Below are 15,310 nucleotides of genomic sequence, written 5' to 3' on the forward strand. Positions count from 1 at the left end.
CTTTCACCTCTTAAAACCAGTTTTTCTCTTCGAGATCGAGCTCGTTCATTTCCCCTTTCAGGAAGAGTTCCATTTCCTCTCTGGTCAGATCTTCCTCCACGAAAATCCTTTTTTCTCTCGGATAATCTTCAAAAACACGGTGGATTATGGGTTTCTGAGAAATCTCCATGGCAAACAGTATCATCCGGAGCGCTTCGTTTATTTCTGCGTCTGAATACTTCTTTCTGAGCTGGTGTATGTGTTTTCCGACAAGATCAAAGAGATCTTCTTGGGTTTCTTCGAGAACACTGAGAATCTCATCCAGAACGCTCACACTCTCTCCTCCAGCATCTTCTTGAACTGCAAGGCGTTTATTGCCGCCTGACCTTTGTAACAGTTGTTGAAGAAGACATAAGTTTCCTTCACTCTTCGTGAAAGTTCTACAACATCTTCAAAAAGAGTTTTCAGTTCTTCCTCGCTGTAGAGGTAATCGTACCTTTCTTCCCCTTCGGCCTCGAACCATCTTTCGTTCCTTCCATGAAATCTGAAGTAGGCGTAATCAGTTGTTGTTATGGGTCGATAAGGGAACAATCCGGGAAGCTTCGGTTCGTCCACCACTACAAAGGTTATACCATGATTTCTCAAGAATTCATATGTTTCTTCTCTGTCCCAGGAGTAGTGTCTGAACTCCACAGCGAGTTCGTACGGGTAGCTTTCTCTCAGTTTTTCAAGATACTCCACGTTTTTTCTGGAGAATTTGAAAGAAAATGGAAACTGTGCTAAAGTCATCTTTAGTCTTTGTTCTTCTATTAGAGGCTCTATTTGACGTGTGAAATTTTCCATGTCCTCTTTCGGATCTTTTCCCTCTTTCCAGAGAACGTGTGTGACGCTTCCTGGGGTCTTTACGGTAAAATAGAAATCGGGAGGGGTCTTTCTCAACATCTGAACAAAGGAGCGCCACGATGGTTGTGTGTAATAAGTGAAATTCAATTCCACGATTCTGAATCCAAGCACCGCCCAGTAGTACTTCAGAAACTGGGAAGGTTTCAAATGTTCGGGGTACACCACTCCCTTCCAATCTTCAAAGGAAAAACCGCTCGTTCCCACGTAAACCATTCGTTGTGTCTCCTTCCGGAGGGATTCAATATGTATTGTACAACACTGTGGAGGAACAGAAAATGAGACATTTACGGTTTGAAAATTTGACCGAAGAACAGTTGAAAAGACTCGCAAAAATTCTCACTGAGAATCTCAAGGGCGGAGAGGTGGTGATCCTCTCCGGAAATCTCGGAGCTGGAAAAACAACGTTTGTGAAGGGCATGATCAGAGCGATAGGTCTCGATGAAAAAATGGTGAAAAGTCCTACTTTCACCCTCATGAATGTTTATCCAGGTTTGAAAACAATATACCACCTCGATCTTTACAGACTTCAAGACACGGACTTTCTCAGTCTCGATGTTGAAGACATACTGGAGGACGAAGACGGAATCATGGTGGTAGAATGGGGAGATCTGTTCGATGGATTCTGGCCTGAGGACTCGATAAAGGTGAAGATAGAAATAGCGGACGAGAGTCACAGAAACGTGGAGATCCTTATACCCGAGGAGGTGAACTTTCTTGTCGAAAAAATCGAAAGATACCGAAAAGAGCTTCAAAATACTTGAGAAATACGCCAGTCAGCAGGAAAAAGAGCTGGAGATACCTGACAGCTTGCCGTGTATTCCTTTGAGAAACGGAATGGGAGTCTTTCCAAACACCGTTGTTCCTTTTTACGTGGGAAGGACCGGCTCTCTCATAGCGCTCGAAGAAGCCATGGAAAAGTACAACAGACTTCTTCTGGTGGTCAATCAGAAAGATCCATCCGTTGAGATACCAGAACCGGAAGATCTCTACAAAGTAGGAACGGTCGTGAAGGTGCTTCAGATAATGAAGCTTCCAGATGACACGTTCAAGGTGCTCGTGGAAGGGCTGGAGAGAGCTCAAATAGAGGAATTCGTCTCGACTGATCCTTTCTTCCTCACGAAGATAAAAATACTGAAGGTGAAATACAGAAAAACGAAGAAACTCGAAGCACTTATGAGAAGCGTCAAAGACAAGGCAGTCAGATATTTCAATCTGACCCACAGGTTCCCTCAGGAGACGCTCGTTACCCTTAAAGAAATGCAGGATCCGGACAAACTGGCAGACTTCGTTGCTTCGATTCTTCCTGTTCCTCTGGAGACGAAGCAGGAACTCCTCGAGACGGTTCATCCGCTTGAACGTCTCGAGAAGATACTCTCAATACTGGTGAAGGAAATCGAGATTCTCGAGATAGAAGAGGAAATTGAGAAAAAAGTGAAAGACAGAATAGAGAAGACCCAGAGAGAATACGTGCTCCGCGAAAAGCTCAGAGCTATAAAAGAAGAACTCGGAGTGGAAGAGGAGCTGGAGATCAAGGAACTCTACGAGAAGGTAGAAAAAGGTGATTACCCGGACTACGTGAAGGAAAAGGCCTACAAAGAGATTCAGAGGCTCGAGAAGATGTCGCCCTACAGCGCCGAGGCGACGGTTGTCAGGACCTATCTCGACTGGCTTCTGAACCTTCCCTGGAACGTTGCTACCGAGGATAGACTCGACATAAAAGAGGCGAGGAAGATCCTGGATAAGAACCATTACGGGCTCGGAGAAGTCAAGGAGAGAATACTGGAGTATCTCGTGGCCAGGAAGTTTTCAAAGAATCTCAAGGCTCCCATTCTCTGTCTTGTGGGGCCTCCAGGAGTGGGGAAGACGTCGCTAGGCAGAACCATAGCGGAAGCGATGGGAAGGAAGTTTGGAAGAATGTCCCTTGGAGGTCTCAGAGACGAGGCGGAAATAAAGGGACACAGACGCACTTATGTGGGTGCGCTTCCGGGAAGAATCATACAGATCATAAGAAGGCTGGGAACGAAGAATCCTGTTATTCTGCTCGACGAAGTGGACAAGATGGGGATCAGTTTTCAGGGTGATCCGGCGTCTGCTTTGCTCGAAGTTCTCGATCCCGAACAGAACAAGGATTTCGTCGATCACTATCTCGAAGTACCCTTCGATCTCTCTCAGGTGCTGTTCATTACAACTGCGAACGTGCTCCACACCATTCCTCCCGCACTGAGAGACAGAATGGAGATCATAGAGATACCCGGGTACTCGGATCCAGAGAAGTACCACATAGCCAGGGACTACATAATACCGAAGATTGCACGGTCTTATGGTCTGTCAAAGGTGATGTTTACTCCTGGAGCGATCAAAAAGATCATCAGGGAGTACACAAAAGAAGCGGGTGTGAGAAATCTCGAGAGAGTCATAGAAAAGGTGATAAGAAAAAGTCTTGTGAAGGGCGAGAAGAAGTCTTTCAAAATAACCACTAAAGATGTCGAAGAACTGCTCGGGCCTCCTGTTTTCAGGGAGGAGGAGATTTTGGAAGAAGACACAGTGGGAGCGGTCACAGGTCTTGCCTGGACTCCAGTTGGTGGAAGTGTTCTCATCGTAGAGAGTCTGCTGCTTCCAGGAAGAGGCAACCTCATTTTAACAGGAAACATGGGTGACGTGATGAAAGAATCTGCCAGAATAGCCCTCAGTGTGGTCAGGAAGATGTGTGGAGAAGAATGCAGAGAGGTCTTCGAGAAGAACGACATCCACATCCACGTTCCAGAAGGAGCCGTTCCAAAGGATGGCCCCTCCGCCGGCATAACGATCACAGTGGCCCTGTACTCTGCCGTCACCGGTAAAAAAGTCAGAAGGGATGTAGCCATGACGGGTGAGATCACGTTGAGGGGTAAAATACTCCCGGTGGGAGGGATAAAAGAGAAATTGCTCGCGGCAAAGAGAGCCGGCATAAAAAAAGTAATCCTTCCTTCGAGAAACAGACCAGACGTGGAAAAGATACCGAAGGAATATCTGAACGGGATGGAGATCGTTTACTGTAGTGAAATACAGGAAGTTCTCAAGGAGGCCATTGTGAGGTGAAGAGAGACATATTCTACGTGATCATTCTGACAGTCTTCGCGGTTCTTTTTATGCTCACATATTTTTCCTACAGAAATCTTGCCGTGAAGCTCACCCGTATGGAAAAAACGTTGAAAGCATACGAGCTTTACATTTTCTCCGATTATGAGAATTTTGAAAACTACGTGAAGAAAGAGGGATTGAAAATAGAAGGAATGGAACTTCTGAAAGAAAAGAAGGCCAGGTCTCTCATCGCTGAAGGAAAGGATCTGTTCGAGACTGCCAACTATGGAGAAGCCCTTGTTTTCTTTGAGAAAGCTTTGAATCTCTCTGACAACGAGGAGATAAAGAAAATAGCCAGTTTTTATCTGGAAGAATGCAGGAAAAAGCTGGCGGGTGATTAATTTGAAGGAGCTCAAAATACTCCACACATCCGACTGGCACCTCGGTGTCACCTCGTGGACCAGTTCGCGTCCAGTAGATAGACGTGAAGAACTGAAGAAAGCGCTCGATAAAGTAGTCGAAGAAGCCGAAAAGAGAGAGGTCGATCTGATTCTTTTAACGGGTGATCTTCTTCACTCGAGGAACAATCCCTCAGTCGTCGCTCTGCACGATCTTCTGGATTATCTGAAGAGGATGATGAGAACAGCTCCTGTGGTTGTACTTCCAGGAAACCACGATTGGAAGGGGTTGAAACTCTTCGGAAACTTCGTAACATCGATCTCAAGCGACATAACCTTTGTCATGTCTTTCGAACCTGTGGATGTAGAAGCCAAACGGGGCCAGAAGGTGAGAATTCTTCCCTTTCCATATCCTGACGAGTCGGAAGCTTTGAGAAAAAACGAGGGAGACTTCCGGTTCTTCCTCGAATCCAGACTCAATAAACTTTACGAAGAAGCGCTGAAGAAGGAAGATTTCGCTATCTTCATGGGTCACTTCACTGTTGAAGGGCTCGCGGGTTACGCTGGAATCGAGCAAGGAAGAGAGATCATCATAAACAGAGCGTTGATTCCGTCGGTGGTTGATTACGCTGCGCTCGGGCACATTCATAGTTTTCGAGAGATTCAGAAGCAACCTCTCACCATATACCCTGGCTCTCTCATAAGGATAGATTTCGGAGAAGAAGCGGACGAAAAGGGAGCGGTCTTTGTTGAGCTGAAAAGAGGAGAACCGCCCAGGTATGAAAGAATAGACGCCTCCCCTCTTCCGTTGAAAACTCTCTACTACAAAAAGATAGACACCTCTGCCTTGAAAAGCATAAGGGATTTCTGCAGGAATTTTCCTGGTTACGTGAGGGTGGTTTATGAAGAAGACTCCGGTATTCTTCCCGACCTGATGGGAGAGATAGATAATCTGGTGAAGATAGAGAGAAAGTCAAGAAGAGAGATAGAGGAGGTGCTTCGAGAAAGCCCGGAAGAGTTCAAAGAAGAACTGGACAAGCTTGATTATTTCGAACTCTTCAAGGAGTATTTGAAGAAGAGAGAAGAAAACCACGAAAAGCTGTTGAAAATCCTGGATGAGCTTCTCGATGAGGTGAAAAAGAGTGAGGCCTGAAAGACTCACCGTTAGAAACTTTCTCGGACTGAAAAACGTCGATATAGAGTTCCAGAGCGGAATAACGGTTGTAGAGGGTCCTAACGGTGCAGGGAAGTCGTCCCTCTTCGAAGCCATTTCTTTCGCACTTTTCGGGAACGGGATAAGGTATCCCAACTCGTACGATTACGTGAACAGGAACGCCGTCGATGGAACTGCCCGTCTCGTGTTTCAATTCGAACGTGGAGGGAAAAGATACGAAATCATAAGAGAGATAAATGCCCTGCAGAGAAAACACAACGCGAAGCTCTCCGAGATACTGGAAAACGGAAAGAAAGCGGCCATAGCTGCAAAACCTACCAGTGTTAAGCAGGAAGTGGAAAAAATTCTGGGAATAGAACACAGAACCTTCATAAGAACGGTTTTCCTCCCACAGGGGGAAATAGACAAGCTTTTGATTTCTCCTCCATCGGAGATCACCGAGATCATCTCCGATGTTTTCCAAAGCAAAGAAACACTCGAAAAGCTGGAAAAACTCCTCAAAGAGAAAATGAAAAAGCTGGAGAACGAGATATCCTCATTGCAAGCTCTCTACACCGCTATCTGGAAATATCTGGAAGAGAACGATCTGGAAGTTCTGAAGAGCGAGCTGAAAACCGTCTCGGAGAAAAAGAAAGAACTTCTCAAAAAAAGAGAAGAACTCCAGAAAGAAGAAGAGCAGCTCAAGAGGCTTCTTGAAAAATATCGGGAACTCGTGAAAAAGAAAGAGAGGCTCAGGGTGCTTTCTCTGAGAAGGAACGAATTGCAAAAAGAAGTGATCTACGAACAGAAGGTGAAAAAAGCGAAAGAACTGGAGCCGCTCTTTCGAGAAATCTATCTCAGGCAGAGGGAATTTGAGAGGTTCTCACAGGAGCTGAACAGCAGGGAAAAGAGATACAAAGAACTCGAAAGTGAGAAGGAAGCGATCTCAAAAGAAATCCCTGTTCACAGGGAAAGACTTTCCAAGCTGGAGGAGATAGGAGAGAAGATCAAAGAAGAGCTGGATCTTCTTGAAAAGGTCTTGAAGGCCTCTCGGCCGCTTCTTGAGCAAAGAATAAGATTGAAAGAAAATCTCACGAGGCTCGAGGAAGAGTTCAGAAGACTCGTTGGAGAAAAAGAAAAGAGGGAAAAAGAACTGCTTTCTATTGAAAAGACAGAGAATGAAACGAAGAATGAGCTGGAAAAACTACTCGATGAACTTTCGATTTTGAAGAAAGACCACATGAAATGGCTGGCCTATCAGATAGCTTCCAGTCTGAACGAAGGTGATACTTGTCCTGTATGCGGTGGAGTGTTCCATGGAAAAGTGGAAGCCGTCGAATTCAACATCGATGAATTCGAGAAGCTCGATCAAAAAAGAAGCGAACTGGAAAACACCTTGAACGTTCTGAAAGAGAGAAAGAAAAGCCTTTCCAGCCTCATAGAGGATCTTCTGATGAAAATCGAAGAGGGGAAGAAAAATCTGAAGAGCATTCGAAATCAGATCGAAAAAATCGAAGAAGAACTGCACAGATTGGGTTATTCGGAAGATCTGGAGGAAAAACTGGATGAAAAAAGAAAAAAGCTCAGAAAAATAGAAGAAGAGAGGCATTCTATTTCCCAAAAGATCACAGCGGCCGACGTTCAGATTTCACAGATCGAAAACCAGCTGAAAGAAATAAAAGGAGAGATCGAAGCCAAAAGGGAAACTCTGAAAGAACAGCGCGAAGAGATGGACCAGTTGAAAAGTGATTTCTTCGATCGTTTAAGGAAGATAGGGATCGGCTTCGAAGAGTTCAGGATCCTCGTCAAAGAGGAAGTAAAGGACGCGGAAAAAGAATTGGGAGTTGTAGAGACGGAGATCAGGCTTCTTGAGGAAAGCCTGAAGGAGCTCGAATCAGAGAATGTTCGAGATGTGAGTGAAGATTACGAAAAGGTTCGAAATCAACTGGAAGCTCTCTCACAGGAAATATCGGATCTTGAGAGAAAAGAAGGACGGCTCAATCATCTCATCGAAGAAACACTCAGAAGAGAGCGAGAGTTGAAGAGTCTGGAGAAGAAACTAAAAGAGATGAGCGATGAATACAACAATCTGGATCTTCTGAGGAAATATCTGTTCGATAAAAGCAACTTCTCGAGATACTTCACAGGGAGAGTTCTCGAAGCGGTCCTGAAAAGAACGAAGGCATATCTCGACATTCTGACGAACGGAAGGTTCGACATAGATTTTGACGACGAAAAAGGTGGTTTTATCATAAAAGATTGGGGTATCGAAAGACCAGCGAGGGGACTTTCCGGTGGGGAAAGAGCTCTCATTTCCATATCTCTTGCCATGTCCCTTGCGGAGGTGGCCTCCGGCAGACTGGACGCGTTCTTCATCGATGAAGGGTTTTCCAGTCTCGACACGGAGAACAAAGAGAAGATCGCTTCCGTTTTGAAGGAACTCGAAAGATTGAACAAGGTGATCGTTTTCATCACGCACGACAGGGAGTTCTCGGAGGCTTTCGACAGGAAGCTGAGAATAACGGGAGGAGTTGTGGTGAATGAGTGACGAAAAGAGAAAGAAAGAGGAACTGATAGAGAGAATCGTGAGTGAAAAGGGAGAGGAAGCGTTTCCGAAACTGCTGGAGCTTCTGGAGGACGAAGACCCGGAAGTGAAAGAAATCGTTTCTGAAGTTTTCTACAGACTCGGTGATCGGGCAAGGGAGTTTCTCTTCAACGAAATTCAAAAGAGAAGGGAAAGAGGTTTCGAGAAGAACGACATCACGAATCTCTACATAATCGATATACTCGGAGATCTCGGTGAGAAAAGAATGAAGAACGTTCTTTACGAACTCATGGAAAAGTACGACTCGGAAGAAGCACTTCTCATCATATACGAAGCACTCGCTAAAATAGGAGAGGGGGAAGTCTTCCTGCCGGAACTGGAATACCTGATGTTCGAAGATGCCTACAGAAAGGAACTTTGCGAACAGGTGGCGATGGTGCTTGCCAATATTCCAACGGAGAGATCCCTGAGAATCCTCCTGAAGGCTCTGAAGAGCAAAGAGTTTTCGGAAGATCAGAAGGAGTTTTTCAGAAGGGCAGTGGAGATGATTCTGTACAGAAAACCGGAGCTTTCTAAGTATGTGACCGATGAGGAAAGAAAGGAGCTGGGATTATAGTTGTAGTCGCGGAAAACTTGAAGAAATCCTACGGGAAGAAGAAGAAGGTTCTGGATGGAGTTTCGTTTTCTCTCGAGAAAGGAAAATCCCTCGGCATTGTTGGACAGAATTCCGCGGGGAAGACCACTCTTTTGAAGATACTCGCCACCATCCTGAAACCGGACGAAGGAAGACTCTTTCTCTTCGAAAAAAACGCGCTGAAGGACCTGTCGTACATTCGAAAGAGAATAGCCTTCGTTCCCGAGTTCCCTGCTCTGCTTGAAGAACTCACAGTTCGTGAGAACCTTCTTTTCTTTTCCAGACTCAGAGGGGTGAAGATGGAAAACTTCATTGTCTCTGAGCTCATGCTGGAGCCTTTCATGGGAACCCTTGTTCGAAACGCTTCAAAAGGTGTGAAACAGAGAACGGCTCTCGCAGTAGCTCTATTTGGAAACCCTGAACTTCTGATCCTCGACGAGCCGACCAGCGGTCTCGATGTTGAATCAGCCAGCATCGTCAGGAGTAAACTGAAACGACTTAAAGAAGAAGGAATCACGGTGATAATATCTTCTCACATAAGGGAGGACATCGAAGAACTCTGCGACGAAATTCTGGTGATCAACGGTGAGAATGGGGGGGACGGCTTTGAACGAGATCGTTAAGAAGGTGAAAATCGCAGAAGACGTGTTCGATTTCTGGATCCATTCACCCTCTGTTTCAAAAGAAGCAAGACCGGGCCAGTTCGTTGTGATAAGGCTCCACGAAAAGGGAGAGCGAATTCCTCTAACGGTGGCAGACACAAAGCCTGAAGAAGGGTTGTTCAGGATGGTCGTGAAAGTTGTTGGAAAAACCACTCATGAGCTTTCTCTGAAGAAAGAGGGGGACACCATTCTCGATGTGGTGGGGCCCCTCGGGAACCCGAGTGAGATCGAAAACTACGGAAACGTCCTGCTCGTGGGTGGGGGAGTGGGAATAGCAACGCTCTATCCCATAGCGAAAGCGCTGAAAGAAGCAGGGAACAACATCACAACCGTTCTCGGTGCAAGAACGAAAGACTACCTGATCATGGTGGATGAATTCAAAGAGATATCTGATGTTCTGCTTGTGACGGATGACGGAAGCGCCGGAATGAAAGGTGTCGTAACGGACGCGATGGATAAACTCTTCAGGGAAAGAAAGTTCGATATCTGCTGGGCTGTTGGGCCCACCATTATGATGAAATTCTGCACGCTGAAAGCAAGAGAATTTGGCGTTCCGATATGGGTCTCTCTGAACCCGATAATGGTGGACGGAACGGGAATGTGCGGTGCCTGCAGGGTCACGGTTTCTGGCCAGATAAAGTTCGCCTGTGTGGACGGCCCCGAGTTCAGAGGGGAAGAAGTGGACTGGGACGAACTTCTGAAAAGACTCGCACAGTACAGAGAGCAGGAAAAGATCTCGTACGAAAGATTTTTGAAAACGGCAGGTGAATCAGAATGAAAAACAGAAAAACTCCGATGAAGGAACAATCGCCGGAATCGAGGAGAAGGAACTTCGAGGAAGTGGCGCTCGGCTACACGCTCGAAGAGGCTTTGGAGGAGGCTCAGAGGTGTCTTCAGTGTCCCACACATCCGTGCGTCTCCGGCTGTCCTGTGGAAATCGACATTCCCGGCTTCATAAGGAAACTCAGAGATGGAAAACTCGAGGAATCTTACAGAATTCTCAAAAGCTACAACAACCTTCCCGCAGTCTGTGGAAGAGTCTGTCCCCAGGAAGTTCAGTGTGAGTCGAGGTGTGTCGTGGGAAAGATGAAAGACAGCGAACCCGTTGCGATCGGAAGACTGGAACGATTCGTTGCGGACTGGGCGGCTGAGAACCTCGAGGAGGATGTGAAACCTCTGGCCGGGTCAAAAAAGGAGAAAGTCGCCGTCGTTGGTTCAGGTCCCGCGGGACTGACAGCCGCAGCGGATCTCGCGAAGATGGGATACCACGTTGACATCTTCGAAGCTTTTCACAAACCGGGTGGTGTTCTCGTGTATGGAATTCCGGAGTTTCGTCTTCCAAAGAGGATCGTCGAAAGAGAAGTCAGCTACATAAGGAAACTCGGGGTTAACTTCCACCTCAACACGGTCGTTGGTAAGACCGTCAAGGTGAAAGAGCTCCTTTCGGAGTACGACGCCGTCTTCATAGGTACCGGTGCGGGGACACCGAAGTTCATGGGAATTCCGGGAACGAATCTGAACGGGGTATACTCCGCAAACGAGTTTCTCACGAGGGTCAATCTCATGAAAGCCTATCTCTTTCCTGAGTACGACACACCCATCCGTGTGGGAAAGAAGGTAGCTGTGATAGGAGCTGGAAACACTGCTATGGATGCGGCAAGAAGCGCTCTCAGATTGGGAGCCGAAAAGGTGTACATTGTCTACAGGAGAACGGAACGTGAGATGCCTGCCAGAAGAGAGGAATACCACCATGCACTTGAGGAAGGAATCGAGTTTCTGTGGCTCACCCTCCCGATACGGTACATCGGTGACGCCAACGGAAACGTGGAAGCCATGGAGTGCGTAAGGATGGAGCTGAAAGAAGCAGACGGTTCGGGAAGGCCAAGACCCGTTCCCATCGAGGGAAGCAATTTCGTTCTCGAGGTTGACATGGTGATAGAGGCCATAGGGCAGGGTCCAAACAGGGTGCTTCTCTCTGAGTTCCCAGGCTTGGAACTGAATGAGCGTGGATACATCAAAGCAGACGAGGACACAGGAGCAACGAGCGTGAAAGGCGTCTTCGCAGGTGGAGATATCGTGACGGGTGCAGCGACGGTGATAAAGGCTATGGGAGCTGGAAAGAAAGCGGCGCAGTTCATCCACTCTTACCTCACGGGGGAATGGAATCCGTGGCAAAAGTGATTTTCGTTCTTGCGATGGACGTCTCCGGAAAGATAGCCTCTTCTGTTGAGAGCTGGAGCTCATTTGAGGACAGAAAAAATTTCAGAAAAATCACCACAGAGATCGGAAACGTTGTGATGGGAAGAATCACCTTCGAGGAAATAGGAAGACCTCTTCCAGAGAGACTGAACGTTGTTTTGACAAGAAGACCCAAAACTTCCAACAATCCTTCACTCGTTTTTTTCAACGGTTCACCCGCGGATGTGGTAAAATTCCTCGAAGGAAAAGGCTACGAAAGGGTGGCTGTCATAGGAGGAAAGACCGTGTTCACGGAATTTCTGAGAGAAAAACTGGTAGATGAGCTTTTCGTCACTGTCGAACCGTACGTGTTCGGAAAGGGAATACCTTTTTTCGATGAGTTCGAAGGTTACTTTCCTTTGAAACTTCTGGAGATGAGGCGTTTGAACGAAAGAGGCACACTTTTTCTCAAATATTCTGTAGAAAAATCGCACCGTTAGGTGCGATATTTTTTTGTCTGAAGGGGGTATCGTGAATGAAACGGGATTTTCTCGGCAGAACCCTCGCAGTCATAGAAGATCTGAGCGTGGAGGAGCAGATGTTCCTCTATGAAAAAACCAGGGAGCTCAAACAGAGATGGTACAGCGGAGAGGATGTATCGGATTTCAGGATAAAGAAGAGAAACGTTGGAATATACATCGTTTTCGTTGAACCAAGCACGAGGACGAAAGAATCCTTCATAAACGCCGCGAAGTTTCACTCGGGCCCGAACGTGAAGGTGAACGTTTTCGATTCGGAACATTCCTCTTTCAACAAACAGGAGAGCTACACGGACACCTTCTCCATGCTCACAGGCTACAGCGACTACTCCATATTCGTTGTGAGAACAAGACTCGAGGGAGTCTGCAGACTCCTGGAAAGAAGAATATCAGAGTTCGCAAGCAGGAACGGTATAGAAGTACCCTCTTTTATAAACGCGGGTGACGGAAAGCACGAGCATCCAACACAGGAACTTCTGGATGAATACACCTTTCTCGAGCAGAACGGTTTTGACAACTCGTTCATACATGTGGCACTCGTTGGTGACCTGCTTCACGGCCGAACGGTTCATTCTAAAGTGAACGGCTTGAAGATATTCAAAAATGTGAAGGTGGATCTTGTGGCACCGGAAGAACTCATGATGCCTGAGCATTACGTAGAGAAGATGAAAAAGAACGGTTTTGAGGTCAGGATTTTCTCTTCGATCAGAGAGTATCTCGACCAGAAAGATGTGGCAAAGATCTGGTACTTTACACGGCTTCAACTCGAAAGAATGGGAGAAGACATTCTCGAGAAGGTTCATGTTCTGAGAGAAGCAGTCACTTTCAAAAAAGAGTATCTGGACGCACTGCCGGAAGGAGTGAAGTTCTATCATCCGCTTCCAAGGCACAAGGTTTATCCGACGATACCGAACTTTCTGGACACACTTCCTCTGAACGGATGGGAAACACAGGCTAGGAACGGTTACTGGGTGAGGATCGTGCTTCTTTCCATGTTTGGTGGAGCGCTGGAAGCACCTTTCGATACCTCGAAGAAAGAAGAAAAACCAGAAGAAGACTTCATAATCCCCGCTCCCATCACACACGGATCAAAGGGGGTTCAAAAGGAAGGAAAGAGAGGCATAAAACCCATCGAAAACGGAACGGTGATAGACCACATAGCCAAGGGAAAGACACCGGAGGAAATCTACTCAACAATTTTGAAAATAAGGAAAATTCTGAGACTCTACGATGTGGACAGTGCGGATGGTATTTTCCGGTCGAGCGATGGAAGCTTCAAGGGTTACATCAGCCTGCCGGATCGTTATCTCTCCAAGAAAGAAATAAAGAAACTCTCGGCGATTTCTCCGAACACCACGGTCAACATCATAAAAAACAGCACGGTTGTTGAAAAGTACAGAATAAAGCTTCCACCAACGATCTATGGATTCGAAGAGCTCCGATGCAAAAACGAGAACTGTATCACCAATCCCGCACACGGTGAAAATGCTTCACCTTCCTTTGTGAGAAACGAAAAAGGACAGTTCATATGCGAGTACTGTGAAACACCGCATTCTTTCGAAGAGATCTGGAGTATTTGAGAAATTTGCGAAAAAAGAAAGCAGGGGAATTTTCCCCTGCTTTTTTATTTTATAGCCAAGCTTATCTGGACTCGGTTGGTGTTTCCATACCTCTAAGGAAGTATTGAAACACAAGCGTTGTGCCATCACTACTTGTTCGAAGCCCAGTTTCCATACCTCTAAGGAAGTATTGAAACAGACGTTCCTGTCGCTGGTAGTGTCGAATATTCGTGTTTCCATACCTCTAAGGAAGTATTGAAACTTGTGTCTGAAGAATGAGCATCGAGTTCTACACGATGTTTCCATACCTCTAAGGAAGTATTGAAACCCGTTGAGTTCAGGAGAATTTATACCACAAACACACTCTGAAAGCAAGATGTTTTTTGAACTTCCATATTCTCTTTTTCCATAAACCATTCTAACATACAAGAGAGCACCTTCAAGTACTGTTTGGAAAAATGGAATAATTGCATAGTCCAACAACGAAAGAACACAAGCAAAAAAACAGAAAATAAATTATATCAACCTACGTCAGGGCATTTTGGGGTGTTTCTGGTAAAAATCGATTAGTTCTATATTTCACAAATAGATGAAAGAAGGTCTCCCTCAATGTGTTAGAAGTTAACTATTAACTTCCTGAATTCAAATCACTTACACGTCATCGATTACCACAAATTCTCTTCATATTGTCTCTTCATATCATCCATTATTCCCTTTTTAACGCATAGCTTCCGGTACCACAAACCCGCATGAAATTTTTCGTTACCGGTAATTGCATACTCTGTATCGACCTTCCAGTGCCAGATACACGTATCACCCACTTTGTGAATGATTGGAACTAATCTGGTTTGTATGCATAAAATAATGTTGTTGGATATTAATATTTTTCACACTAATATTACAGCGACTTTTGATCAAAACAACTTGTCTTTTGTTTACAGCAGGTGTAAACTTATTTCTGGGGGTGTTGAGCATGACTGTTCTGATCATCGGAATGGGAAATATTGGGAAAAAACTCGTAGAACTGGGAAATTTCGAGAAAATCTACGCTTACGACAGGATTTCAAAAGACATTCCGGGAGTCGTTCGCCTCGATGAATTCCAGGTTCCTTCAGACGTCAGCACGGTTGTCGAATGCGCTTCTCCAGAAGCCGTTAAAGAATACTCACTTCAGATCCTGAAAAACCCTGTGAACTACATCATAATCAGCACCAGCGCTTTCGCGGACGAAGTTTTCAGGGAAAGGTTCTTCAGCGAATTGAAAAATTCACCAGCCAGGGTCTTTTTCCCATCCGGTGCCATCGGCGGTCTCGATGTTCTCTCTTCCATCAAAGATTTCGTCAAAAACGTCCGCATAGAAACAATAAAACCTCCAAAGAGTCTCGGCCTGGATTTGAAAGGTAAAACAGTCGTGTTCGAAGGAAGTGTTGAGGAAGCGTCAAAACTATTTCCAAGAAACATCAACGTAGCGTCGACCATCGGCCTTATAGTGGGCTTTGAAAAGGTAAAGGTAACAATAGTGGCAGATCCCGCCATGGATCACAACATCCACATTGTAAGAATCTCCTCCGCTATCGGAAACTACGAATTCAAAATAGAGAATATTCCATCACCAGAAAACCCAAAAACAAGTATGCTAACAGTCTATTCGATTCTCAGAACCTTGAGAAATCTCGAATCAAAAATCATATTCGGATGAG

General features: G+C 45.8%; 14 protein-coding genes. 12 read left to right on the top strand and 2 right to left on the bottom strand.

Going from position 1 to position 15,310, the window contains the following annotated elements; all coding sequences use genetic code 11:
• Positions 1 to 10: 10 nt before the first annotated feature.
• A complete protein-coding gene (locus tag TM_RS08300; protein ID WP_004082106.1) occupies positions 11 to 313 on the bottom strand; it encodes a hypothetical protein in 303 nt (100 codons plus the stop codon).
• The gene (locus tag TM_RS08305; RefSeq protein WP_004082107.1) at positions 310 to 1,095 is read right to left on the bottom strand and encodes a DUF72 domain-containing protein; all 786 of its coding nucleotides are present in this window, start codon (positions 1,093 to 1,095) and stop codon (positions 310 to 312) included. Before TM_RS08305 ends, TM_RS08300 begins: the two co-directional genes overlap by 4 nt.
• A 62-nt stretch (positions 1,096 to 1,157) precedes the next feature.
• Here TM_RS08305 and tsaE point away from each other — a divergent pair, with 62 nt between their 5' ends.
• From tsaE to nadX, 12 genes are all read left to right on the top strand, one after another.
• Positions 1,158 to 1,643, top strand: coding sequence for a tRNA (adenosine(37)-N6)-threonylcarbamoyltransferase complex ATPase subunit type 1 TsaE (gene tsaE / locus TM_RS08310; RefSeq protein WP_004082108.1), 486 nt, complete (start codon positions 1,158 to 1,160; stop codon positions 1,641 to 1,643).
• Positions 1,597 to 3,960 carry an endopeptidase La gene (gene lon / locus TM_RS08315; protein WP_004082110.1) on the top strand — a complete coding sequence of 788 codons (2,364 nt, stop codon included), beginning with the start codon at positions 1,597 to 1,599 and terminating at the stop codon, positions 3,958 to 3,960. The genes tsaE and lon overlap by 47 nt, the downstream gene beginning before the upstream one ends.
• Positions 3,957 to 4,343: a hypothetical protein gene (locus tag TM_RS08320; RefSeq protein WP_004082112.1), complete on the top strand. Its 387-nt coding sequence runs from the start codon at positions 3,957 to 3,959 to the stop codon at positions 4,341 to 4,343. The genes lon and TM_RS08320 overlap by 4 nt, the downstream gene beginning before the upstream one ends.
• On the top strand, positions 4,336 to 5,493 hold the full coding sequence (locus tag TM_RS08325) for an exonuclease SbcCD subunit D (RefSeq protein ID WP_010865373.1): 1,158 nt from the start codon (positions 4,336 to 4,338) through the stop codon (positions 5,491 to 5,493). Before TM_RS08320 ends, TM_RS08325 begins: the two co-directional genes overlap by 8 nt.
• Positions 5,483 to 8,041: an AAA family ATPase gene (locus TM_RS08330; protein WP_004082116.1), complete on the top strand. Its 2,559-nt coding sequence runs from the start codon at positions 5,483 to 5,485 to the stop codon at positions 8,039 to 8,041. The genes TM_RS08325 and TM_RS08330 overlap by 11 nt, the downstream gene beginning before the upstream one ends.
• Positions 8,034 to 8,654: a HEAT repeat domain-containing protein gene (locus TM_RS08335; protein ID WP_004082118.1), complete on the top strand. Its 621-nt coding sequence runs from the start codon at positions 8,034 to 8,036 to the stop codon at positions 8,652 to 8,654. Before TM_RS08330 ends, TM_RS08335 begins: the two co-directional genes overlap by 8 nt.
• A 17-nt stretch (positions 8,655 to 8,671) precedes the next feature.
• Positions 8,672 to 9,295, top strand: a complete 624-nt coding sequence (locus tag TM_RS08340; RefSeq protein WP_004082120.1) for an ABC transporter ATP-binding protein — start codon at positions 8,672 to 8,674, stop codon at positions 9,293 to 9,295.
• Positions 9,279 to 10,112: a sulfide/dihydroorotate dehydrogenase-like FAD/NAD-binding protein gene (locus TM_RS08345; RefSeq protein WP_004082122.1), complete on the top strand. Its 834-nt coding sequence runs from the start codon at positions 9,279 to 9,281 to the stop codon at positions 10,110 to 10,112. Before TM_RS08340 ends, TM_RS08345 begins: the two co-directional genes overlap by 17 nt.
• Positions 10,109 to 11,515, top strand: coding sequence for an NADPH-dependent glutamate synthase (gltA, locus tag TM_RS08350; protein ID WP_004082125.1), 1,407 nt, complete (start codon positions 10,109 to 10,111; stop codon positions 11,513 to 11,515). The genes TM_RS08345 and gltA overlap by 4 nt, the downstream gene beginning before the upstream one ends.
• The gene (gene folA / locus TM_RS08355; protein ID WP_004082129.1) at positions 11,503 to 12,012 is read left to right on the top strand and encodes a dihydrofolate reductase; all 510 of its coding nucleotides are present in this window, start codon (positions 11,503 to 11,505) and stop codon (positions 12,010 to 12,012) included. The genes gltA and folA overlap by 13 nt, the downstream gene beginning before the upstream one ends.
• Positions 12,013 to 12,047: 35 nt before the next feature.
• Positions 12,048 to 13,631, top strand: coding sequence for a bifunctional aspartate carbamoyltransferase catalytic subunit/aspartate carbamoyltransferase regulatory subunit (locus tag TM_RS08360; RefSeq protein WP_004082131.1), 1,584 nt, complete (start codon positions 12,048 to 12,050; stop codon positions 13,629 to 13,631).
• A 952-nt stretch (positions 13,632 to 14,583) separates the two neighbouring features.
• A complete protein-coding gene (gene nadX, locus TM_RS08365; RefSeq protein ID WP_004082138.1) occupies positions 14,584 to 15,309 on the top strand; it encodes an aspartate dehydrogenase in 726 nt (241 codons plus the stop codon).
• The last annotated feature ends 1 nt before the right edge of the window (position 15,310 follow it).

The sequence above is a fragment of the Thermotoga maritima MSB8 genome (assembly GCF_000008545.1).
In the GTDB taxonomy this organism is placed as follows: Bacteria; Thermotogota; Thermotogae; order Thermotogales; family Thermotogaceae; genus Thermotoga; species Thermotoga maritima.